General features: G+C 47.4%; 20 protein-coding genes and 1 tRNA gene. 5 read left to right on the forward strand and 16 right to left on the reverse strand.

What is annotated here, in order from left to right; translation table 11 throughout:
- Positions 1-123: 123 nt before the first annotated feature.
- Positions 124-200, reverse strand: a tRNA-Met gene (locus H027_RS0100785).
- A gap of 209 nt (positions 201-409) precedes the next feature.
- On the opposite strand from H027_RS0100785, the gene H027_RS0100795 reads away from it, so the two are divergent.
- On the forward strand, positions 410-811 hold the full coding sequence (locus H027_RS0100795) for a DUF2750 domain-containing protein (protein ID WP_024870636.1): 402 nt from the start codon (positions 410-412) through the stop codon (positions 809-811).
- A 56-nt stretch (positions 812-867) separates the two neighbouring features.
- Complete coding sequence (locus H027_RS0100800; RefSeq protein ID WP_024870637.1) at positions 868-1368, forward strand: heme-degrading domain-containing protein; 501 nt, start codon at positions 868-870, stop codon at positions 1366-1368.
- Between the two features lie 71 nt (positions 1369-1439).
- On the opposite strand, the gene H027_RS0100805 is transcribed toward H027_RS0100800, so the two are convergent.
- The 5 genes from H027_RS0100805 to H027_RS0100825 form a co-directional block, all read right to left on the reverse strand.
- Positions 1440-3371 (reverse strand): amylosucrase, encoded by a 1932-nt coding sequence (locus tag H027_RS0100805; protein WP_024870638.1) that lies wholly within the window; start codon positions 3369-3371, stop codon positions 1440-1442.
- Between the two features lie 17 nt (positions 3372-3388).
- On the reverse strand, positions 3389-4516 hold the full coding sequence (locus H027_RS0100810) for an ABC transporter ATP-binding protein (RefSeq protein WP_024870639.1): 1128 nt from the start codon (positions 4514-4516) through the stop codon (positions 3389-3391).
- A 46-nt stretch (positions 4517-4562) separates the two neighbouring features.
- On the reverse strand, positions 4563-5462 hold the full coding sequence (locus tag H027_RS0100815; RefSeq protein WP_024870640.1) for a carbohydrate ABC transporter permease: 900 nt from the start codon (positions 5460-5462) through the stop codon (positions 4563-4565).
- Between the two features lie 2 nt (positions 5463-5464).
- Positions 5465-6583 carry a carbohydrate ABC transporter permease gene (locus tag H027_RS0100820; RefSeq protein WP_024870641.1) on the reverse strand — a complete coding sequence of 373 codons (1119 nt, stop codon included), beginning with the start codon at positions 6581-6583 and terminating at the stop codon, positions 5465-5467.
- A gap of 66 nt (positions 6584-6649) precedes the next feature.
- On the reverse strand, positions 6650-7915 hold the full coding sequence (locus tag H027_RS0100825) for an ABC transporter substrate-binding protein (RefSeq protein ID WP_024870642.1): 1266 nt from the start codon (positions 7913-7915) through the stop codon (positions 6650-6652).
- Between the two features lie 477 nt (positions 7916-8392).
- Here H027_RS0100825 and H027_RS0100830 point away from each other — a divergent pair, with 477 nt between their 5' ends.
- On the forward strand, positions 8393-10021 hold the full coding sequence (locus H027_RS0100830; RefSeq protein ID WP_024870643.1) for a methyl-accepting chemotaxis protein: 1629 nt from the start codon (positions 8393-8395) through the stop codon (positions 10019-10021).
- A gap of 84 nt (positions 10022-10105) precedes the next feature.
- Here H027_RS0100830 and H027_RS0100835 read toward each other — a convergent pair whose 3' ends face one another.
- From H027_RS0100835 to H027_RS0100845, 3 genes are read right to left on the reverse strand one after another with little or no spacing between them, the layout of a single operon-like run.
- Positions 10106-10882: a transporter substrate-binding domain-containing protein gene (locus H027_RS0100835; RefSeq protein WP_024870644.1), complete on the reverse strand. Its 777-nt coding sequence runs from the start codon at positions 10880-10882 to the stop codon at positions 10106-10108.
- Between the two features lie 42 nt (positions 10883-10924).
- Complete coding sequence (locus tag H027_RS0100840; protein WP_038149119.1) at positions 10925-11740, reverse strand: carbon-nitrogen hydrolase family protein; 816 nt, start codon at positions 11738-11740, stop codon at positions 10925-10927.
- Positions 11741-11754: 14 nt separating this feature from the next.
- Entirely contained in the window at positions 11755-12924 is a 1170-nt protein-coding gene (locus tag H027_RS0100845; protein WP_024870646.1) for a methionine aminotransferase, read from the reverse strand.
- A 125-nt stretch (positions 12925-13049) separates the two neighbouring features.
- On the opposite strand from H027_RS0100845, the gene H027_RS0100850 reads away from it, so the two are divergent.
- Both H027_RS0100850 and H027_RS0100855 read left to right on the forward strand, forming a co-directional pair.
- On the forward strand, positions 13050-13937 hold the full coding sequence (locus tag H027_RS0100850) for a LysR substrate-binding domain-containing protein (RefSeq protein ID WP_024870647.1): 888 nt from the start codon (positions 13050-13052) through the stop codon (positions 13935-13937).
- Between the two features lie 398 nt (positions 13938-14335).
- Positions 14336-14641 carry a hypothetical protein gene (locus H027_RS0100855; RefSeq protein ID WP_024870648.1) on the forward strand — a complete coding sequence of 102 codons (306 nt, stop codon included), beginning with the start codon at positions 14336-14338 and terminating at the stop codon, positions 14639-14641.
- 46 nt (positions 14642-14687) lie between these two features.
- Here the strand turns inward: H027_RS0100855 and H027_RS18205 are convergent, their stop codons facing one another.
- The 7 genes from H027_RS18205 to astA all read right to left on the reverse strand — a co-directional run bounded on the left by H027_RS18205 (position 14688) and on the right by astA (position 24889).
- Positions 14688-17771 (reverse strand): PAS domain S-box protein, encoded by a 3084-nt coding sequence (locus tag H027_RS18205; RefSeq protein ID WP_024870649.1) that lies wholly within the window; start codon positions 17769-17771, stop codon positions 14688-14690.
- A gap of 185 nt (positions 17772-17956) precedes the next feature.
- The gene (sucD, locus tag H027_RS0100865; protein WP_024870650.1) at positions 17957-18832 is read right to left on the reverse strand and encodes a succinate--CoA ligase subunit alpha; all 876 of its coding nucleotides are present in this window, start codon (positions 18830-18832) and stop codon (positions 17957-17959) included.
- Entirely contained in the window at positions 18829-19998 is a 1170-nt protein-coding gene (gene sucC / locus H027_RS0100870; RefSeq protein WP_024870651.1) for an ADP-forming succinate--CoA ligase subunit beta, read from the reverse strand. The genes sucD and sucC overlap by 4 nt, the downstream gene beginning before the upstream one ends.
- A gap of 5 nt (positions 19999-20003) precedes the next feature.
- A complete protein-coding gene (gene astE, locus H027_RS0100875) occupies positions 20004-20996 on the reverse strand; it encodes a succinylglutamate desuccinylase (RefSeq protein WP_024870652.1) in 993 nt (330 codons plus the stop codon).
- Positions 20997-21005: 9 nt separating this feature from the next.
- Positions 21006-22346, reverse strand: a complete 1341-nt coding sequence (gene astB, locus H027_RS0100880; RefSeq protein WP_024870653.1) for an N-succinylarginine dihydrolase — start codon at positions 22344-22346, stop codon at positions 21006-21008.
- 18 nt (positions 22347-22364) lie between these two features.
- Complete coding sequence (astD, locus tag H027_RS0100885) at positions 22365-23855, reverse strand: succinylglutamate-semialdehyde dehydrogenase (RefSeq protein WP_024870654.1); 1491 nt, start codon at positions 23853-23855, stop codon at positions 22365-22367.
- Positions 23855-24889 carry an arginine N-succinyltransferase gene (astA, locus tag H027_RS0100890; protein ID WP_024870655.1) on the reverse strand — a complete coding sequence of 345 codons (1035 nt, stop codon included), beginning with the start codon at positions 24887-24889 and terminating at the stop codon, positions 23855-23857. The genes astD and astA overlap by 1 nt, the downstream gene beginning before the upstream one ends.
- Positions 24890-24941: the final 52 nt, after the last annotated feature.

Here is a 24941-nt window from a genome sequence, read left to right on the forward strand (position 1 = left end):
AAAACAAATCATCTTTAAACGATTAAAATAATAGCGCAATTATCGAACAATATAGCCAGACGCAATACGCGTATGCTGCAAACCGAAAACAAAAAAGCCGCTTTAAAAGCGGCTTTTAAAATTTGGTTGCGGGGGCAGGATTTGAACCTACGACCTTCGGGTTATGAGCCCGACGAGCTACCAAGCTGCTCCACCCCGCGTCAGAGGCCAGAATAGTAATCAGATAGTTATAAACAAGCAAGCCTTATTTATTATTGCCAATCCTGACTGTTTATTTAATAAACACATCTAACCAGGCAAACAGAATGATTCGGTTCTATGCTCTGAATAACGCATTAATTCTGTTTACACAACCGGCAGACCGATGGGATCATCATGCTTTATCTTCATTATTGGATCATGACACGCTATGAGTTACGAACTGACAGACCTGGAACGCAATGCAGCCCTAAAATTGAATGCTGATTATCGTTATGAATACTTCCTCAGCAAAGTCGCACGTAGCGGTGAATTATGGGCCTTGAAGGATGAAAACGGGTTGCTGTTTCTTAACTCAGATAATGATGAAACATGCCTGCCGGTATGGCCTCATCCTGATTATGCAAAACTATGGGCTGTCGATGACCTGAAAAACTATCAACCGCAATCCATCACCCTGAAAATCTGGTTGGAACGCTGGATTGATGGTCTGACACAGGATGGTATTTCCGTCACGGTATTCCCTCTTCAAGGTGAAGAGAATCTGGTGGAAGAACCCGCAGAACTGGCCGAAGCCTTAAATAAAAAACTGGCGCAATACGCACAGGAATAGTTCAAAAAGGAAGCGCATTCTCAGGCTATATATCCATATTATCCGGAGATAATAAAATGAATTTGCTTGAATTAAATGATTCACTGATGGAAATACGTCAGCAGGAAGAATCGCTGCAATGGCCTGTATTTAATGAAGCATTAGCCTGGGAATTGGGTTGTACACTTCAATTGGCCGCCTCACTCAATCAAGCAGCCGTACACATCGAAATTGAAGCTTTTGGTCGGATGTTGTTTGTCTGTGCCATGCCCGGCAGTGCGCCCAGCAATGCTGATTGGGCTCGCCGGAAACGGAATGTCGTTCAATTACTGCAACGCAGTTCATTGGCGATCGGGCTTGGATTGAAACGCGATGACACGGATCTGCAGCGCAAAATGGGGTTGCCTGATCGCGACTATGCTCCTCACGGTGGCAGCTTCCCGTTACGAATTTTAGGTTCGGGTTGTATTGGTACAATCACCGTGTCGGGGATGCCGGAATTTGATGACCACGAACTGATCGTCACTGTGTTACAAGCCTGGCAGGAAAATGGCTGGCAAAAACCCTCTCTTTTATAGCTCCTGACGGGTTAACGCATCAGATAAAAAAAGGCCGCCCGAAGGCGGCCAATGCATTACACAGGGGTAAATTATTTCTGTTTCAGCCAGAGGAACTGGAAAGGTTCCAAGGCGATCACACCGTTTTCTAGCGAAATATCCTGCTGCTGATATTGGTCATAAACATAATGACCAAAACCAGTTTGCTCCAGAATGGCTTGTGATAACGTTTGCTGTTGGGCAGACATATTCATCAGTACCAGCGTCTTATGCCAGTCACGTTCACGCATAAATGAAAAGACATGTGTATTTTCGTTGTGCACCATCTGATAGTTATTTTCGTTGTAAAACTCAGGGATCGTTTTACGCAAAGCGATCATCCGCTGTAATGCACTGAATACCCGATGTTCAATCGTGCCGACTTCGTTACGTTTCGCCGCTTTCTTCCAGTCGATGATCGGACGGTTCAACCAACGGTTATCATCTTGTTTAGTCGGATCTTCCAGGAAGGAATAGTCGTTCGTACAAGCCAGTTCATCACCGTAATACACCAGTGGTATGCCGCCAAAGGACATAATGCCGCTGTGCATCAGCAACGTTTTCCGGATGGCTTGTTCAATCAGTTCCGCATTCCCCTCTTCCAACCCTTTCTCTAACCCCAGTAACGTGGCGGTTGCCCCGGTGATCCGCGCATCCTGTGTTTTCGGGTTATACATGAAGCGTTGGCCTTTGGCGGGGCTGCCCGCAAACTCCCCGACATAATAGGAAATCATGAACTGCTTGTGATCGAACGGGTTATAACCAGCAGCCAGAATGTCCTGATCGGCATAACCTAAGCCAATATCATCGTGGCAACGGATGTAATTGATCCACGTGGTCCCTTTCGGTAAACGCGGGATGTTCTGCAGACCATGCTCCAGAATACGCTTGTTCTGCGTTGCCATCGCATCCCACAAATACACCATGTAGGAGGCGTTATAAGCAATTTCACATTCGTCAACCGTGCCACCCCCGAGGTATTTCACAATCTCAACGGGCTGCACAATCGCTTCTGCTTTGAAGATCGCGCCGGGCGCGGCAATCTTGGTACACGCCTTAAACAGCTGCAACAGGATATGGGCTTCGTCTAAGTTCTGGCTCTGCGTACCCAGCTTTTTCCACATAAATGCCACAGCATCAAGTCGCAGAACGTCCACTCCCTGATTCGCCAGATTGAGCAGGATCTTGATCATCTCAATAAAGACTTTCGGGTTGGTATAGTTCAGATCCCATTGGTAGGTGTTAAAAACCGTAAACACCCATTTGTTGATGGCTGGCAGATAGGTGAAATTCCCCGGTGCATTTTCCGGGAAAATTTCCGGCAGAGTTTGTTCAAACGCATCAGGCATCGTACGGTCATCATACATGTAATACATGTCCTGATATTCTTTCTCACCCTGCAGCGCTTTTTTCGCCCACTCATGCTCATTAGAGGTATGGTTTAAGACCAGATCCAATTCCAGCAGCATATTCTTGGTGCGGAACGTTTGGGCTATCTTGCGGATATCCGCCATCGAACCAAAACGCTTTTCAACCGTACGATAATCACTGACAGCATAACCGCCGTCATTGGCCTCTTGTGGCATCTTCAGCAATGGCATCAGATGCACATAGTTCACGCCTAACTCTTCCAGATAGTCGATCTTCTGCATAAATCCTTTCAGATTTTTGCTGAACCGATCGACATACAACATAGTCGCGACCCAGTTCGGACTCATGATCCAATCTTTGTTTTCTTCACGCTGCCGATCGAGTTCGCGCAATTCAGGATCTCGCGCCAGATACATATCGGCCAGCGCTAACACCAGTTCAGAAAATCGGTTGGAAAAATCAGCCCGCTCGCCATAGAGACGAGCGAACTTGGCATACACTTCATTGAATTGAGCACCGAGACGAACTAAAAATTCGGATAAATTTTTATCACCGTGTTTTTTGCTCAGCAGGCTGACTACGTCGTGCAGTAGCTTGTCTTTATTCACTGACATTAATGACCTCTCTCAAATCAGGCAGCAGATAAAATCTTGGCAACGATCGGTGCTTTCTGTTGCTGTAACAAACTGCTTGCCGTATCCGTATCAAACAGGTGCACATGTTCAAGCTTGAAGCTTGCCTTAATCGTTTTTCCACGTGGAATGAGATGGCTACCATCAGTGACAACTACGACTTGATCTTCGTCCGCATATTGGGTGTATGCGAATGTCGTCCCGCCCAGTGCTTCAACAACATCGACTTTCAATGCAATATTGACATCACCTTCAACATCAATTTCCAGATGTTCAGGACGAATCCCCATCAACAAGACATCACCGACTGTTACGGCGCGATCTAATGTCATGCTGAATTGTTCCCCACCAGCAAGCTCCAGCGTGGCTTTGTTGTTGTCCACCTGCAGCACTTTGGCGTTCAGGAAATTCATGCGCGGAGAGCCGATAAACCCAGCTACAAATTGATTTACAGGGTTATGATAAAGTTCCAACGGAGCGCCGACCTGCTCAACACGACCATCACGTAATACGACGATCTTGTCAGCCATGGTCATGGCTTCTACCTGATCATGTGTCACATAGACCATGGTGTTGCCCAATTGCTCGTGCAGTTTGGAAATCTCCACGCGCATTTGCACACGCAATTCCGCATCCAGATTCGAGAGTGGTTCGTCAAATAAAAACACCTTCGGATTCCGTACTATGGTACGACCAATCGCGACACGCTGACGCTGACCCCCAGACAGTTGTTTTGGCAAGCGATCCAATAAATGTTCTAGCTTCAGAATGCGCGCGGCTTCGCCTACCCGTTGTTCAATTTCGTCTTTAGGACGCTTCGCCAGACGCAATCCGAAACTCATGTTTTCTTTCACTGTCATATGCGGATAAAGCGCATATGACTGAAACACCATGGCAATTCCGCGATCAGACGGAGACACGTCATTCACTGTCAAACCGTCGATAATCACTTCGCCATCAGAGATGGTTTCCAAACCGGCGATCATGCGCAGTAATGTGGATTTACCACATCCAGACGGGCCAACAAAGACCACAAACTCGCCATGTTTTATATCCAGATCCACCCCATGAATGGTTTGAACTGCACCGAAACGCTTAATGACTTTATTCAGTTTTAAATCAGCCATTCTGGTTATCCTTCTTTCAAATCTTCATATCAATGCGAAATGCCAATCAGCCTTTCACGCCGGCACTCGCCATACTTCTGACAAACTTTTTCTGGAACAACAGGAACACGATCAATACAGGGATCGTCACCATGCTGGCGTAAGCCATGATCTCGCCCCATTCGGTCGTAGTACCAAAGAATTGCTGGATACCAGGTTGCAATGGCCGGGCTGATTCGCCTTGAACCACCATGATTGGCCACAGGTATTGGTTCCACATGTTCAGGAATTGCAGGATAGCTACCGTTGCAAACACAGGGCCTGACATCGGCACGATAACCTTCCAATAGATCTGCCAAGGTGTGGCACCATCAATCGCAGCAGCTTCATCGAAGTCTTTCGGAATATCACGAAAGAACTGATAAAACAGGAAGATAGAAAAGGCATTCGCAACCATGGGTAATATTTGAACATGCAAGGTGTTCAGCCATGAACTTTCCAGAATGAGCTGACCATTTTCCCAGCCGATCCAGGGCAGATGCGCCACCAGCATCAGCAAAGGAACGGAGATCGCTTCAAAAGGAATGATCAAGAGCGCAATGATCGCCGCCAGAACGAAATTCTGACCGGTCCAGCGCAAGCGTGACAAAGAAAACGCGGCAAGACTGTTGACCAATAACCCAAGCAATACGGTGGAACCCGTAATGAACATAGAGTTCACGAACATGGTCTTGATCGCGCTTTTTTCAAAGACAGCAATATAGTTATTCAATGAAATATCACCCACCGGCAATAACGCCCGGATTGAGAACAAATCAGTGAATATTTGCTGCTGTGGTTTAAATGACGACATGATCATGAAAACCAGAGGAAACAAGAAAATATAAGCCAGCAATAACAACGCCGCATAAGTCAGCAAACGTTTGTAGATAAAGCGTGGATCAACCATTTGAGATGAGGAAACCATGATTATTTCTCCCGCTTGTCGAAGTAGTATTTCTGACCCAGTGCAATCGCCAGAATGACAAGGAAATACACCACACTGATCGTGGCACCATAGCCAATATCCTGTTCACGGAAGCCTTTGCGAACAGCGTGATACATGACTGTGGAGGTCGAATCAGACGGCCCGCCACCGGTCATGACATCAACTTGGGTAAACAAGCCAAATGCCGCGATGGTAGTAGAGATAATGACGAAGATGGTGGTGTTGCGCAGACCCGGCAGCGTGACATTACGGAATTTCTGCCAGCTATTGGCGCCATCTAATGATGCAGCTTCATATAAATCTTCCGGGATGTTCTGCAAACCAGCCAGAAAAATTAACATCTGATAACCCGCACCCTGCCAAGCAGACATGATCACGATGGCAGGCATCGACCATTTAGGATCACCCAGCCAATTGATCTTACCGATCATGCCAAATGAGATTTTGTTCAGGAATTCATTCACCAGCCCAATGTCTTTGTGGTAAAGAAATGTCCATACGATCGACACCACCACCATCGAGGTGACGACGGGAGCAAAATAGGCGGTTCGGAAAAAGTTCGTTCCTTTCAACCCCATATTGACCAGCAATGCCAGTAACAAAGCCGCACCACATTGCAGTGGAATGACCATGAAGGCGAATTTGATCGTATTGATAAACGACTTAATAAACAGTGGATCTTTTGCCAATATCACGACGCGCGAATCACTAAAAGTAAACGTCGAGAGTTCGTCATATCCTTTATAAGATTCATTCTGACGCAGGACTTTACGCAAGCGTTCGAATTGCGGTTCCCCTTTTGCGTCGAGCAGCACATGATTCTGCTCATCATGTTGTGCATCCTGCTTTAACCAAGTCACGGCAAGCAGACGATCATAATTACGAAATCCAACCCCTTCGGTAGGATTCGGTGATAACAATCGTTGATTGGTGAAAGACAAAATAATTGCCATCACAAATGGAACAAAGATGAAAAGGATCAATCCCAGAAATGCCGGACTGCCCATGAGCCAGCCGTAAAACCGCTGACGCCGCATCAGGCTGTCATTCTTTTTTGTCCGCGCCATTGGCGGTGGTTGAATAAATGCTGAATCGGTCATCATTTACGCCCTATCTGAACATCAGGAAAGGCCCGCGTTGCACGGGCCCGACTACAGACCTATGGATTATTTTTTAAACCCATATCCATTGTTGTCTTGAATGTTGCGGTCGATGGTTTGTACAGCTTTGTCTAAAGAATCCTGTACATCGTTGCCATCAAGAATGTCATTAACAGCTTTAGCAAAACTGCTGGTGATCACAGGATATGCTGGGGTTTCTGGACGCATTTTGGCGAATTTCTTAGAGAAATCGTAGAATATGCGCCATTTTCCGCCAGCCTTATAATTCTCTGTCATGGCAGCCGCCGCGGCAGTATTCGGAATCAGGCTGGTTGCGTTTGACATCGCTGCAATCTCTTCCGGTGTGATCAGGAATGTCAGCCATTTAGCCGCACCTTCCTTGTTAGGACAGGCTTTGCTAATGCCCCAATGCCATGAACCACCACCAATGACTGGGCCATTACCAAAATCAGGCACCGGTAAAATAGCTAAATCATCACCGTAAGCTTTGGTCATATCACCCACCGCCCACGAGCCGTTATAGTGAATAGCAACCTTGCCTTGCAGGAAGCCTTTATCATCCGTCGGTTTACGATCGATATATTTGTTTTTAACCAATGACTGCAGCCAGTTACCAAATGCAACGGCTTTATCGCCATTCAAGACACCTTCTGATTCCAGATAGGTAGAACGGTTGATTTCATCCCCACCAAAGCTTTGCAGGAAAGGACCAAACCCGTAGGAATACCATTCACCACTCCAGCTGGTGTTGATGTCGAATGGATAACGGAATTCACCAGATTTTTTCAGCTTCGCCAGAATTTCGTTGAATTCGTCTTTGGTCCATGGCTTATCGATAGTTGCTTTGCGAATACCATATTTATTGAGGATGCTCTGACGTGTGAACAATGCCAGTGATACGTCAAATTGACCAACAGAGTAAACTTTGCCTTTGTAAGTACCTTTACCTACGCTGTTTAACTGTTCCAGCAATGGCGCAGGGATCAGACCATTTAATTCCACCAGATTTCCAGCCCAGGCAAAATTAGGAACAACTGGTTGGTCCATATCCAGAGCACAAGGCAATTTCCCCGCTAACGCAGCGGCATTGATAGTTTGTGTATAGGCGCCTTCAGGAATCATCTCCATTACGACTTTGTATTCGTTCTGGCTTTTGTTGAAGCGTTCTACTGCAGCTTTAGAAGCGGCGATCTCTTTTTCATTGGTATCATGACGCCAAACTTTGATTTCGGTTGGCGCTGCCATTGCTTGTGCAGAAGCTGCCGCAACCAATGTAGCAAGAACAGCAAAGCTCACAGTTTTCATGTTCATTTGATCATCCTTTGTTAATTTCCGCTTACTAAGCAGTAAAACACTGCGTTTTACAGCTCCAAAAGCCCTCTTTCTTTGTAACAATGTAACAAGGTTTGCTTTCAGAGGCTTGGTATGGCGCTAAATATGGCGCTAAAACGGTTCAGCCGGTGTGATCGATGTTGTAATTTTGTAAAAGCCGCTGCGATGTAACTGTTACATTTTCATTGTGTGATCATCGTCATACATATATTAGACCTAGCTAACTTTTAGTTTTCCCCTTTGCTGATTCGATACAGCATTGAATTTTGCAATTGCAAAATGCACGGACAGAATTGCGTTTTGCAAGATCACGCCTTTCGCCCCCTCTAATAAGAGATATTGGTAACGATTTTTATTTGGCGCAAAAAATGCTGTATGAAAATTGATCTAGATCATTTCCTTGCGGTCGATCTATCTCGTATCTGTCAATTCCTGATATTTACTCTGGAGAACCAAGTGAAAAATAATCAGCCCGTCACCCAAAAAGAAAGAATGTATTCACCCGAGTTGAATCTCATTTCCACTACGGATTTACAAAGCCATATCACCGATGCCAATGCTCATTTTTGTGACATTGCAGGGTTCACACTTGATGAACTGCGTAATAAGCCTCATCACATTGTGCGTCATCCTGATATGCCCCCTCAGGCATTTGCAGATATGTGGCAACATATTAAACAGGGTCGCAGTTGGATGGGTTTGGTTAAGAATCGTTGCAAGAATGGAGATCATTATTGGGTCAATGCATTTGTAACCCCGATACGAAATGCTCAGGGTAAAATCATGGAATATCAATCCGTACGCGTCGCGCCGGGCGATGAAGAAAAGAAACGTGCAGAAAAAATTTATGCTCAGTTAAGAAACAACCAGACCCCGCTCGCATTACGCCTGCCCAAAATTGCCTCGGCAACTTGGCTGCAAGGTATTCTTATTCTGAATACACTGATTTTAAGCTGGACATTGATGTTTGGTTTTAATACCCCTCTTCTGTCACTCGCTGTTTTTATGATTGTCGTCGCGTTATTGATGAACCATAAACAAGCAAAACGATTACAGAAATTAAGTCAAAAAGCACGTCAACGTTTTGATAACCCGTTAATGCAATTAATTTATACCGGAAAAGTCGATGACTTAGCCGCCATTGAGCTGTCGGCATTAATGAGTGAGGCTGAACTGCGAGCTGTTGTAGCCAGAACCGGGGAAACCAGTCATGGCATTCTCAATGCCGTTGGCAATGACGTGAACAATGTCATGTCAATTACTCGTAATCTGGAACAACAACGTGCCGAAACAGACATGGTGGCCACTGCCGTATCAGAAATGAGCAACTCCATCCGCGAAGTCTCTCAAAGTGCGGCAGATACTTCACTCTCGATTGACCAAGCGACACATCTATCCAGCGAAGGAAGAGAAAGCGTCGAAGGCACAATTGGCGCAGTGGTCGGGATGCACAATGAAATTACCCGCTCCCAGGCGGTAATCAAAGCATTGGCAGGCGATTGCCGGGCTATTGAGCATGTTCTGGATGTTATCAATAACATTGCTAATCAAACGAATCTGTTGGCACTGAATGCCGCTATTGAAGCAGCCAGAGCTGGAGAACATGGTCGAGGCTTTGCGGTGGTTGCAGATGAAATTCGTGCATTAGCCATTAAAACGCAGTCATCGACCAGTGAAATTCAAAACATGATCAGTGAATTACAAAGTAGCGCCAGCAAAGCAGAACAGGCCATGGAATCAGGACAAAAACTGTCGGCCACCTGTCAGGATAAAGCACAAAACACAGGGCTGATCCTTGAAAAAATTGATGCCATGTTGCAACAAATAGCCGCTGCAGGCACCCAAATTGCGCAGGCGGTCGGCCAGCAAGCAAACGTGACAGAAGAACTCAGTCATAATGTATTCAACATCAAAACACTGGCTGAAGAATCGACAACCCGCAGCGATAAAACAACGGCTGGTATCAATGCGCTTGCGGAACGATTGCTGACCTTAGATCGGCTAATCACTCAATTTCAACGGAAAGGAACGCAGGATGCGTTTCAAAGCAATGTACTACTTGAACCCGTTATTGAATCTTTGTAAATACAGCGGAGACCCGCTCTCCGTTGGTATGGAAATGATAAGGCGAATCAGATCATGCACCGACCCGATATCGCCTGTTGTTCCTTATTTCACAGAGACATCAAAGCCAGTGAAGTATTTTTTCGCGAGTTTAGTGACAGTACCGTCATCCTGCACTTTCTTAATCGCTTTGTTCAGATCGTTTGTCAGTTTGCTATCGCCTTTCCGTAAACCGAAACCAATACCACTACCTAAGATTTTGCTGTCTTCTACCGGTTTTCCGATGAAGGCAAAACCCTTTCCTTCCGGCTTATCTAAAAAACCTGCCTGACCCGCTGCGGCCATCACCAAAGTGGCATCTAGGCGCCCTGCAGCCAGATCGTTATACACCAGATTCTGATCTTTATATGACGTCACGGTAACGCCTTTAGGCTCCCAATGGGCTTTAGCAAATACCTCCTGAATTGAGCCTTGCAGCACGCCGATATTTTTCCCTTTTAATGATTCGACGGTTGGTTCAAGCCCTTGACCCGGTTTACCCACCAGTTGCGAAGGAATACGGTAAATGGGATTGGTAAAATCAATCGCCTGTTTCCGTTGCTCGGTGATATTCATGGCTGAATTGATCACATCAAACTTCTTGGCCTGTAAACCAGGGATCAGCGTATCGAAAGAACTTTCCACCCACGAACATTTAAAATGACCTACCTTGCAAATCGCCTTTCCTAATTCAATATCGAAACCTTCCAGTTCACCCGATGCATTCTTACTTTCAAATGGCGGATATTCCGCTTCAAGGCCAAAGCGCAGTTCGGTTTGGGCCAGAGCCGCTGCAGATGATAATAAGCCCAGTGACAATACCAGCTTGTTTAACTTTTTCATTTCAAGATCCTTCTCAGGTGATAAACACGAATGTTAACAAGGTTATAAAACACGGTTTTGTAACGACGGTAAATTCTGACGGATGGTATTCATGCGCTGTAGATCCAGATCCGCAATGACAAAACCATTCCCATCGGCCTTTTCAGCCATAACATTGCCCCATGGGTCAATGATCATGCTGTGCCCGAATGTTCGTTTCCCACTGGGATGCATTCCGGTTTGGGCGGCAGCGATGACATAACACTGATTTTCTATTGCCCGGCAACGTAACAATATTTCCCAGTGCGCAGCGCCGGTGGTGTAGGTAAACGCCGCCGGGGCCGTGATCAGATCGCAGTTCGGCGCCAGACGATATAGTTCTGGAAAACGCAGGTCATAACACACAGAAGCCCGGATCTGACCAATGGGTGTCGTAAACGTGGTCACCGTATTGCCCGGCTTTAATGTGTCTGATTCAGCGTAGCTTTCGGTGCTGTCTTTAAACCCAAAAAGGTGGATTTTGTCATAGCGGCCAACGCAGTGGCCTTCATCGTCAAATAACAGATTACTGTTATAAAGATGCAACGGATCTTCACTCTGAATCGGCACAGTACCGCCAGAAATCCAGATCTGATGATGTCTGGCTAGATTCGACAAAAAGCGCTGAATTGGGCCATTTCCTATATCTTCACTAAATGCCAGGCGATCCTGATCTTCTTTGCCCATGAAGTAGAAATATTCGGGCAACAAAACAAACTGTGCCCCTTCTTCTGCTGCAGCGGCAACCAGTTCGGCGGCCAGATCAAGATTATTCTGTACTTGGTCAAGACTGTTCATCTGAATAGCCGCGACTCGAGATGGAGAGAAACTCACAGACATTTCACTCTCCCTTCTCAGCGTGGTTTGACCTGGCACAGTGCTTTTGCACCGGCACAGATAGTGGCGTCATCTTTTGCAAACGACAATCGAATCAGTTTGTTATCTGTGCCATCGGTATAGAAGGCAGAAAGCGGTATCGTTGCCACCCCATAATCGGTGATCAGTCGTTTCACCATGTCACTGTCATTTTCATCGCTAAAATGAGCATAACTGGCCAGCATGAAAAAAGACCCGGCTGACGGCAGTAATCGGAACGGTGCATCTTTTAGATGCTCGATCATCAAATCTCGTTTTTGCTGATAAAACGAAGACAAATGCAGATAAGTTTGTGGGTCTTGCATGTATTCGGCAAAGGCATACTGCATCGGGGTATCTGCCGAAAACATCATAAATTGATGCACTTTTAAAATTTCACGCATCAGCTCTGTCGGTGCTAAACAGTACCCTACTCGCCAGCCGGTCACATGAAACGTTTTTCCGAAGGAAGAGACGATGACACTGCGCGCCGCTAATTCAGTATGGGTTGCCATCCCGTGATGTTTTTGGCCGTCAAAGACAATATGTTCATACACCTCATCAGACAAAATCACGATGTTGGTATTTCTGGTGATTTTTGCCAGTTGCGCCAAATCAGCTGGGTTCAACACCTGCGCACTGGGATTATGTGGGGTATTGATAATGATCATGCGGGTGCGTGAATTCACCGCCGCCAGCACTTCATCCCAGTCAATTGAAAACTCCGGCACCGATAATTTCAACGCAACAGGGATGCCGCCTTGCAGACGAACGATCGGCGCGTAACTGTCAAAAGAAGGTTCAAAATAAATGACTTCATCACCGGGATGAACCAGTGCAGAAATCGCAGAATACAACCCCTCACTGGCACTTGCGGTAATGGCAATTTCACTGTTGATATCATATTTCTGGCCATAAAGTGTGTGTACTTTAGCCGCCAACATCTCTTTGAGCGAGACCAGCCCCGACATTGGTGCATATTGGTTATCTCCCTGCTGCATAGCCTGCGTGACGTGCTGTATCAATTTAGGATCACAGGGAAAATTGGGGGCTCCCTGAGAAAGATTAATAGCCTGATATTGGCTGGATAACTGACCGATAACAGTGAAGATGGTCGTGCCTACATCCGGTAGTTTTGACTGTAGTTGCACTGGGGTTTCGATCGTCATGGTATCTCCGTTTTTTCCCGTATCGACAGAACTCATTGATACTCATTAAACGTTTCTCACCTTGTTGTCACAATCGAATTGTTGTCATAATAGCCATGAGAAAAATGCATGACTCGAAGGTAGCAATGAATAAACGAATTCCCCCCCTGAATGCCCTGCATGCTTTTGTGGTGACCGCCAGACACCTCAATTTAACGCGGGCGGCAGAAGAGTTATTTGTGACGCAAGGTGCGGTCAGTCGCCAGATTGCTACGCTGGAAGATTACTTTGGATTTGCCTTATTTCATCGTCATGCGCGAGGGCTACGGTTAACCCAACAGGGTTTGAACTTATTGCCGGAACTCAAAGGTGCATTTGAGCAGTTATTTAAAGCGACCGATAAGGCCTGTCGTGAAAATAGCGTGATCCGCCTGAAGGCTCCGACGTGTGCACTGCGATGGTTGCTCCCCTGTTTGGTAAAACTGGAACAGGAAAATCCGGAAATGCATGTTTCCCTGACCACCACGACCGATCATGGCATTGATTTCAAAACGGAAAACTACGATGTAGCCATTATCTTTTCAGAAGACACGACTCCATTTCGGCATGCTTATAAGTTGTTTGATGAGGTCATTTCTCCGGTGATGGCACCGCATTTATGCGACAACGTGGCAAATAATTTCAGTATTGAAAATCTGGCCCGGATGACTTTTCTGCACCCGACACATGATCAGCGGGACTGGAAGTTATGGCTCCAAAGTCAATCGATGGATGAACAAATTATGCGACGCAATCAACAGTTCGACACGATGGATTTAGCGATCAGTGCGGCCATTCAGGGGTTTGGGATCGCCATGGCTGATATCAGCCTGGTGGCAGAAGACATAAAAATGCACCGGCTCGTAATGCCATTTCCAGACACAGTGAAAACCGGTGCCGCCTATTATCTGGTACACCGGCCCAAAGCAGATACGGCGTTATTGTCTGAGTTTACCGACTGGTTTAAACCTAAACCTGAGATGCCAATAGATTAACGCGTGATATTGCGTTTCTTAACGCAGCCAATGTCACTTCAAACGGCATATTTTTCATATCAGCGGTATTGATCGCCGCACTTAATATCAGTTCTAACTCAGACTGACTCAGCTCGGCAATTTCCGTTAAAGAAACGGGCAACAGATGACAATCGAATTATCGTCATAAGAGGCATGAGGAAAAATCATTCCTTCACATATTAAGAAGCATTTAATTTGCCACTTTCTGCTATATTTATATAAGGCTATTCAGGCTGTGCCTCTTTTATCACCTCGAAGCAAAAATGAATTCGTCATAGCTCCTGCAGTCTTCTCATCGAATGACATATTTCACTATCTGACTGTGTCAGGCGTAGGCGGCAACGCTGTCAAATGCCGCAATTAGAAGGAGACATTCCATGAAAATGCTACTTACTGTCGAATTCCCTCTTGAACCGTTCAACTCCCTTGTCATCAATGGCAAGATTGGGGCTGTTATAGGCAGTATTCTCGAAACGATTAAACCAGAAATGACATACTTTACGGAGCAAGACGGAAAACGCGGCGCACTCCTCGTGGTCAATGTAAATCAGCCATCCGATGTGCCATTCTATGCAGAGCCCTTCTTTTTGAAGCTCAATGGGGCATGTAAGTTCCGCATCTTGATGAGCCCTGAAGATTTACAAAATGCGGGGCTGGATGCTATCGATAAACAGTGGTCATAAAGGACATTCTATGTTGTGCAACTAAAAAGCCACCTATACGGTGGCTTTAAACAACCTCGGTATAGTAGGTTTTGAACAGACAATACCGATTTTTCCCTGACTGTTTTGCCAGATACATTGCGTGATCAGCCTGACGTAACAGCTGATCAGCATCTATGGCCACCTCTTGTGGATAGAAGGTAATACCTAGACTGGCTGATACTTGTAGTTGTAACTCACCCACCATCACCGGGTGAGCCGCCGCCTGAACCAGGCGTTCTGCACTCGCTAGAGATGACTCTCTATCAACCAAACCATCCAAGACCACCACAAATTCATCGCCACCAATTCTTGCTAGCGTATCTGATTTACGCAGTGTTTGTTGCATCTGTGCGGCTAACGCAATTAATAACTGATCACCGACCTCATGACCATAAGTGTCATTAACCTGCTTGAAACCATCCAGATCGAGATAACACACCGCAATGGATTTTTTGTAACGCGAGGATTGGGCCATTGCCTGCTGCAGACGATCAGACAAAAGCGAACGATTAGGTAACCCTGTCAGTGGGTCGTAATGTGCCATCGTTTCCAACCGATGTTCATGCGCTTTGGCCTCAGAGATATCAGAAAAAAGTACAACATATTGTTGTGTATTACCCTGTTGATCACGAACGGCACTGATGGTTACCATTTCAGGGAAGAGTGCCCCACTTTTCCGGCAGTTCCACATTTCACCTGCCCAGTAACCATTGCGTTTCAACGCCCGCCACATATGAGCGTAAGAGGTTTTAGCATGTTTGGCCGGATTGAACATTTGAGCACTTTTCCCGATCACATCGTCACGGCTATAGCCCGTGATCTCGCTAAACATGCCATTGACATCCAGAATGGTTCCATCCGCCCCAGTTATAAGAATGCCCTCACGTGCATGAGAAAATACGGTTGCAGCCAAACGCTGCGATGCTTCTGCCTTTTTGATACTGGTAATATCGAAAAATGAGACAACATGCAGTTCATGAAACGAACCATTAAGGGGTTCTGCTGCAACTAATACAGTACGTGTTTCACCATCTTTGCATCGAATATTTGCTTCTATCGGTTCAAATGTCTGTTTTTCGCGTTCAGCCTTCGCCATATGAGCCATCCAGTCAGTCATGATCTGCTGCTGATAGGCTGGGTCAGGATAAGCTTTTGGCCACCAGTCAGCTATCGTAGGAATGTCTTGCAACGTATAGCCAAAAGTCCTGACAAAGGCGGGGTTGAGATAAGTAATATTAAAATGTTCATCGTTTAAGGCATAAGGAATCGGTGATGCCTCGATGATTGCCCGGAAACGCGCTTCACTCTCGCGTAATGCGAGCTCTGATTGTTTTCTATCAGTAATATCATGGTGCAAACAGAATAAATAATATTGATCCGCCCATTCAACGCCGCTGATATTGACTTCAACGTCGTAATAGCGGCCATCTTTTCGCCGATGTTGTGTTTCAATCGAGAGATGACCCAACCCAAGGGTATGGGTGATGTCATCAATCTCCTCATGCTTTAACTTGCTATCCCAATCTTTGACATTAAGATGACCCATCTCCTGCTCGGAATATCCTAACATTTGAGCGAAAGCAGGATTCCACTCAGCCAGACTGCCATCCTGACGGAGCACCGCTACCCCTTCCTGAGATTGCTCCAGAAAAATACGCCGCCGTAGCTCTTCCTGTTCTAATGTTCTTTGAATGTTTAATCGTTCAGTCACATCTTGAACAACACCGAAAATGATTTGTTTTTCTTTGTCAAAGTAAGCAATCGAGTGAATATCTCTCAGCTCTCCCGTATCTAACGTCCGTATTCTGAACTCGACGTTATATGGTATATCATCCTCAATCAGTGCTTTCATCGCAGCATCCAGCATAGTGCGATATTCTGACAATGCTGCTTTTTTGATTTCCGTGAATTCGTACTCTTCTTTATGCAAACCATAAATGCTTTTTGCACCGATGGAAGCAATAACCTTTTGTTCTCTCAGGTGAAATTCCCAGTTCCCTGATTTCGACGCCAATTCAGCGCGTGCAAGCCGGGCCTCACTTTGACGTAGTGCCGCCTCTGACCGAAGACGTTGTTTCACTAACAAATTAAAATTATCAGTCAGTTCCCTAATTTCGTTGTCACCCTTTCGCGGCAGAGCATGCATATTTCCTGCAGCATCCTCCGCCATTAGGCGTATGGTATGCGTCACTTTATCCAGCGGGCGCAGTGCATGTTTTACGAGAAACCATACTCCTCCCGATGATAACAAAGTCAGGAACAACGCGATTTCATAGATAACGGTTTCCATATGGCGGATCGGCATAAAGGCTTCTTCTGCCGGCATAACAATCTGCACAACCCAACCTGTCGTTGGAATTGTTTTGCCTTCACTCAAAACCTTAGTGTCATTGGCATTGTTTCCTACCGAAGCATCGTGATTGATAAGCGGACGGAGAATATCTGCAGTTTTACTTGAGAATACAATCAACTGATGGAGTGGATCACTAATGATAATCGTTGCAGCTTTTTCCACGCCACTTCGATCAACTTGACCAAACAGACTTGTCTCCGAAAGAGATGTAAACCCGGCAAGAACACCGACTTGCTGACCAGATGCATTTAATATCGGGGCCGCAATAGCAACAACGGGGTGGTTCGTAAAACTACTCTTCCGGGGTTTGCCAATTACCGTCTTACCGGTCGTCATTGCCTCCTGAAAATATTCGCGCGTATTAAAGTGAGCGCCTTCCCGCCCGATGCCAGAAGGAAATTCGGCAATACCTAAGCCTTCCTTATCAATGGCAACGATCCCATCCTGAAAAAGCGCCTGTAGACCAATTCGCCCTTTAAGAAATTCACGCGTCTGACCAAGGGAACCAACATACTGAGAAACAAGTTTGGCATTTTGATTGAGCAGAGTGATGCGCTGCGCTACTTCGGAGTCAATATCCGCAGCGATATAAGATGCTGCTGAATTTTGCTGTTCAATCAGCAACTCTTTTATGTCTTGTTTAAGCGATTGGGTAATAGCAAATGTCAACGCCCACAGGCTAAATACAAAAATCAGAATGACTATGCTGATGAGACGAACTTTCAAACTTAGAGGGGAACAATTTATTGTTTTCATTATTTCTCAGTGATGCTCATGTCATACATTTCAATATTTACTGAAATGTATTTTTTTAAATTCTATCAATACTATTGACCACCTCGAAGAAAAAAGGAAAATTTCAATGCCATTAATAACTTCATCTGTGATTTCAACTGAAAATTAAGGCCTATTCCTTTTGAAGGTCATGAGGCCTTATTCCATTATTCCCAGCCAGTCACTTCACGTAAACCCGCTGCAATATCAGCCAGTGAACGCACGGTTTTCACACCGGCTTCTTCCAGTGCCGCAAACTTCTCGGCCGCGGTACCTTTACCACCGGCAATGATCGCCCCGGCATGGCCCATGCGTTTTCCCGCTGGCGCAGTCACACCCGCAATATAGGAAACTACCGGTTTGGTGACATTGGCTTTGATAAAGGCCGCCGCCTCTTCTTCCGCCGTGCCGCCAATCTCACCGATCATCACGATCGCTTCGGTCTGCGGGTCATTCTGGAACAGGGTCAGAATGTCGATGAAGTTAGAGCCTGGGATCGGGTCGCCACCAATACCGACACAGGTCGACTGACCAAACCCGGCATCCGTCGTCTGTTTCACCGCTTCATACGTCAGCGTACCGGAACGGGAAACAATGCCCACTTTGCCCGGCAGATGAATGTGCCCCGGCATGATGCCGATCTTGCATTCACCCGGTGTGATGACACCCGGACAGTTTGGGCCGATCATGCGTACACCGGTTTCTTCCAGACGGCATTTCACCTGCAACATATCCAGGGTCGGAATGCCTTCGGTAATGCAGACAATCAGCTGAATGCCCGCATCAATCGCTTCCAGAATGGCATCTTTGCAAAATGGTGCCGGAACGTAGATGACTGACGCGGTAGCACCGGTTGTTTCAACGGCATCACGCACGGTGTTAAATACCGGCAAGCCTAAATGGGTCGAACCGCCTTTACCCGGTGAGACACCACCGACCATCTGGGTACCGTAGGCAATGGCCTGTTCAGAATGGAAGGTACCTTGTGAACCAGTGAAACCCTGGCAAATGACTTTGGTCTCTTTGTTGATCAAAACGCTCATGCCATGGCCTCCGCTGCTTTAACCACCTGCACTGCCGCATCGGTCAGACTGGTGGCGGCAATAATATTCAATCCGCTGTCGGCCAGACGCTGTGAACCCAGCTCGGCATTGTTCCCTTCCAGACGCACCACCACTGGCACTTTCACACCGACTTCTTCAACAGCACCGATGATGCCGTCAGCGATCAGGTCGCAACGCACGATACCACCGAAGATATTGACCAGCACCGCTTTTACTTTGCTGTCAGAGAGGATCAGTTTAAACGCTTCGGTCACGCGCTCTTTGGTCGCACCACCACCGACATCGAGGAAGTTAGCCGGGAAGCCGCCGTGGTGTTTGATGATGTCCATCGTGCCCATCGCAAGCCCAGCACCATTGACCATACAACCGATGCTGCCATCCAGAGCGACGTAGTTCAGATCCCAGTGGGCCGCTTCCACTTCGCGAGGATCGTCCTGGGTTTCGTCGTTCCAGGCTTTCAGTTTCGGCTGACGATACAAGGCATTGCTGTCGATATTGATTTTACCATCAAGGCACAGCAGGTTGCCCTCACCGGTGATCACCAGCGGATTGATTTCCAGCAGCGACAAATCACACTCGGTGAACATCTTGCCTAAGCCTAAGAAGATATTGGTGAACTGTTTCAGTTGGTCGGCATTCAAACCCAGCTTGAAGCCCAGTTCACGCGCCTGATAGGCTTGCGGGCCAGTCAGCGGATCTAACGTCGCTTTGTGGATCAGTTCCGGCGTGTTGTGGGCCACGGTTTCGATGTCCATGCCACCTTCGGTGGAGGCCATGAACACCACGCGGCGGGTACTGCGATCGACCACGGCACCGAGATAAAGTTCTTTGGCGATGTTACCGCAGGCTTCAACCAGAATGGTGTTGACCGGTTGACCATTGGCATCGGTTTGATAAGTGACCAGACGTTTGCCTAACCAGTGTTCGGCAAACGCACGGACGTCCTGCTCAGAGGAAACGACTTTGACCCCACCGGCCTTACCCCGTCCACCGGCATGAACCTGACATTTGGCAACCCATTTTTCACCGCCTAATGTCTTCGTCGCCGCAACGGCTTCATTCGCTGAGGAACAAGGAACACCGGGAGGCACAGGCAGACCGTAGTCAGCAAATAATTGCTTGGCCTGATATTCATGTAAATTCATTATCTTTATCCATAAAGAGAAGCAGTAGGCACTTGAACCAGCATCAGCCCGGCCCGAAGCCCTGGACGCACACTGGCGTTGGGAAATAAAATCCATTCATCTGGCTGTTGTACCTGATAAGAAATCTCACCATCGCGGGCTAGGATATCGCCGGCTGAGAAACGGGTGAAATTTTTAATAGACTCAGGAAAGTTCAAACAAAATTGATCACTGATCTTTTTCAACTCCTGCGTCACGCGGTAGACCTTCATCGGTTCTGCTGCATCAGGCAATAGATTAATCCCCGAGATCAGCGAAAGCAGCCCCTGACTGATCAACGCAAACTGATTCAGATCATTCTGGCCAAATGGTCGCGCCTTACCCAACTCCAGCGTACAACTGTCAGCCTGGCAGTACTGACTGGTAAAATAGGTAAATGTGCCACTCGGCGCCTGATTAATTACCAACGCTTCAATGCCGGCATGATGCAACCAATCCAGCATAGTTCGGCTATAAATTCCCTTGTCTTTATGCGGCAGCAGTCCAAACCGTTGATGATGCGATTCCCGAATGGCGGTATGCAGATCAAAATGCAGACGGTGATCGGTTTTGCTTTGATTAAAAAATTCCGTTACCAACGCTTCAAGTTGTGCGGCTCGTTCCGTTTCCGGACATTTAGGGAAGTGCTCATAATGGCGGCAGAACAACCGGTTCAGGTCAATCTGGTTGTAGCGTTCGCCATTTATCATCGCAGATGGATTACCGAAAATAACCAGCAGGCGCACTTTTAACCGCCGTTTACCATGCAGTAAATCGCTGACCAGTGCCGCCAGCAATTCAATCGGTGCGGTTTCATTACCATGAATACCCGCCGATAGCACGACGCTCTTCCGGTAACCATGCAATGGCTCTAACTGTAAAACACCTTGCGCCAGCCATCGCCAGCGCAGGTTGAAGTTACTTCCGCTATGCTCCTGCGGCACCCGCCCTGAAAGCGTCATTTGCAGAAAATCAAACATGCTGACCTCTTATTGCTGGAACGGATAAATGCTGCCTAAGCCCATGATCCGCGTCAATTCATCTAACGCCTGACGGTTCTCAATCAAGAGTTGCGGGTCAGCGAGATCCGCTTCAGTTAAGCGATCACGGTAATAACGATCCACCCAGTTGTTAAGGGTGACAAATAAGGCATCGTTCATCAGTACTCCCGGTGCAACCGCCTGTAATTCAGCCTCGGTCAACACCACTCGCAAACGCAGGCAGGCAGGACCACCGCCATTGCGCATACTTTCGCGTAAATCGAAAACTTTCACTTCGTTGATCGGGCCACTGTGGCTGACAAGGCCACTCAAATAATCCCAAACCCGTTGACTCTGGCGCGACTCTTCCGGCACCACGATCATCATTTTGCCATCAGGTTTGCTGAGTAACTGGCTGTTAAACAGATATGTGCTTACCGCATCCGCCACAGAAATCTGCGCTGCTGGCACTTCCACTGAAATGAACTCTGCCCCTAACCCTGACATTTTCTGAGCAATTTCATCCAATGCCTGCGCCTGATTCAAAAACGCCTGCTGGTGGTGGAACAGCACATTCCGGTTACTGACTGCAATAACGTCATTATGGAACACACCTTGGTCGATCACGTCCGGATCTTGCTGCACAAAGACCGTTTTGCCCGCATCCAGCCCGTGCAGACGCATTACGGCTTCACTGGCTTCACGAGTCTGTCGTGCCGGAAAGCGTTGTGGTTCAACTTGTCCGCCAAAGGCTTGCTTGCCATACACAAAGACTTCAACGCCAGCGTCCCCATACTCGCCGCATAACCGGTTATGGTTTGCCGCACCTTCGTCGCCCATCAGTGCCTGCTGCGGCAAAGCCGCATGGTGCGCAAAATGGGTACCGTTTCTGAAAATAGAACGTAATGTCGTGCTGGTGGTATCGGCTTCAATAGCGCGATGGAACTTGTTATTCAAGTTGGCGACCGTGAAATGAACCCGTCCATCGGCTGTATCAGCAGAGGGTGATACGGTTGCGGCATTAGCCGTCCACATTGAGGAAGCAGAACTCACCGCAGACAATAACTGAGGGGACCGTTTGGCCACGGCTGCCAGCACTTGTGCATCAGTCCCCGAGAATCCTAATTGTCGTAACACGGGAATATGTGGCCGTTCCTGCGGCGGTAATACCCCTTGTTTAAACCCCATGTCGCTCAGCGTTTTCATTTTCTGCAAACCTTGCTTGGCCGCCAGTTTCGGGTTTGCAGGTGTATTCTTATTACTGGTCGAGGCAACATTACCGAACGATAAACCGGCATAATGATGTGTCAGGCCAACCAGACCATCAAAATTGACTTCATAGGCACTCATATTCAGACTCCGGTTTTATCAGGCAGATTGATTCATATCGGGAAATGACAAACCCGGTGACAGACTGGCTGGTAACGCAATCTGTTCACTTTCCAGCGATGCCATCGGCCACGCGCAGTAATCGGCGGCGTAATAGGCACTTGGGCGATGATTGCCAGAAGCCCCGATCCCACCAAACGGCGCAGCACTAGAGGCGCCGGTTAACTGTTTGTTCCAGTTCACAATGCCAGCCCGAGCTTCAGTCAAGAGACGATCATACTGCTCACGATGCGGTGAAATCAGACCCAGCGCTAAACCAAAACGGGTGTCATTAGCAATCGAAATGGCTTCATCAAAATCACGGTAACGAATCACCGTCAGCAGTGGGCCAAAATATTCCTCATCCGGACGTTGCAACACATTGGTGACATCAATAATGCCCGGCGACAGTAGCGCGCTCTCTTCCACCAGTTGTGTCATTGGCAGCAATACTTCGCCACCTCGATCCTGCAGCATTTGCTGGGCAGTCAATAATTGGTTGGCTGCGGATACAGAAATCACAGAACCCATAAACGGTGCTGGTTCGGCATTCCATAAACCAACACGGATGGCTTTGGTCACGGCCACCAGACGTTGCAGGAAGCGATCCCCTTCCTCACCGGCTTTAACCAGCAGGCGCCGGGCACACGTACAACGTTGTCCAGCCGAAATAAAGGCTGACTGGATGGTGAGATGCACGGCAGCATCTAAATCAGCGATATCATCGACAATCAGGGCATTGTTACCACCCATTTCCAATGCGAGAATTTTCTCCGGCTGACCGGCCAGCAAGCGATGCAAGTGATAACCGGTGTTCGCACTACCGGTGAATAACAAACCATCAATACCGGAGTGGGATGCCAATGCAACGCCGGTTTCCCGTCCACCCTGTATCAGATTGATCACGCCATAAGGCAAGCCTGCCTGCAGCCAGATCTTCATGGTTTCTTCTGCCGTCCACGGTGTTAATTCACTGGGCTTAAACACCACCGTGTTTCCTGCCAATAACGCCGGAACAATATGCCCGTTTGGCAGATGGCCGGGGAAATTATAGGGCCCGAATACCGCCAGCACACCATGCGGGCGATGACGTAACACCGCCTGACCATCGGCCATTGCGGTTGTTTTTTCACCTGTTCGCTCGTGGAATGACTGCACCGAGATCGCCACTTTATTCACCATGGTTTGCACTTCAGTCAGTGCTTCCCAGCGTGGTTTCCCCGTCTCTTTGGCAATCACGGCGGCGAGTTCTGGTTTTTGTGCTTCCAGCAACTGAGCGAAACGCTGTAATAGCGCGATACGGGTATCAAGTGGTGTTCTCGCCCAGGCCGGAAAGGCGTCTCGGGCTGCGGCCACTGCACGATCCACATCGCTGGAATGTGCTTCGTTAGATTCCCATAGCAACTCATTGGTAGCCGGATTGGTTTTGCTGAAACGGGGGCCAATACCGTAATACCATTTACCATTAATTAATAACGCACGGTGTAACATTAGTGCTTCTCCTCAGCAAACAAGGTAACGGCCCAAATGGTGTCGCCTTCGGTAATGCCTAATGCAGCCGCAACGGAGCCCGGCAGACAGATAGCGGTTTCCGTAAAGGCGACTTGCGCCAGTAATGCGCGGTAATCACGGAATTTATCGTTCGCCAATAAATAGGTGGTGTTATTGGTAGGTTTGGCCTGATCGTCAATCATGACCGGCCAGACTCGACTTTGTTTGACGGCTCTCAGATCGGAAACATAGGCTTCCAGTGTGGGGCCCGCATCAAAAATATCGACGTATCCTTCATACTTCATGCCTTCACTTTCCAGAATGGCACGTGCAGGGGCCGTATGCGGATGAACCTGTCCAATGGCAGCCCGGGCCTCCGGTGAGAGAAAATCTACATACAGAGGGTGTTTCGGCATCAGTTCAGCAATAAATGATTTCTGGCCAATACCGGTTAGATAATCGGCCTCTGAAAAATCAATCGAGAAGAAGTGACGACCCAGACTTTCCCAGAATGGCGAACGCCCGGCCTCATCAGAAAAGCCGCGCATTTCGGCGATGATCTTATCGGCAAAACGCTCCTGAAACGCCGCCATAAACAGAAAACGGGCCTTGGACAATAACTGTCCATTTTTGCTATGACGATAATCGGGATCGAGGAATAAGGTACACAATTCACTGTAACCGGTGTGATCATTACTGAGAAACAAGGTTGGCATCTGGGTATAAACATTTAACTCTTTTGAAGCATGCACCAATGTCCCCACCCGGTAGTTGTACCAAGGCTCCGTACGCCCCACCGCGACTTCAATCGCACTGATACCTACCACTTTTTTCTGTTCTGTATCTTCCAGTATAAACAGATAACCTTGCTCAGCCTGGGTCACTTCGTCGCGCCAGGTCTTTAATACACGTTCGATACGCGCAGCTAATCGCTCGTCATTCGATGGTAACGAGGTGACTCCTACCCCAGTTTTAGCTGCTAATGCTGAGATCGCCGCCAGATCTTCCTGTTGAACCGGACGAATGATCATCATAGTGTTAATCCTTTTGCTGTTTGAAATGATAAGAATGAAATAACGGGCATGA

This window comes from Tolumonas lignilytica (genome assembly GCF_000527035.1).
GTDB classification, from domain to species: Bacteria; Pseudomonadota; Gammaproteobacteria; order Enterobacterales; family Aeromonadaceae; genus Tolumonas; species Tolumonas lignilytica.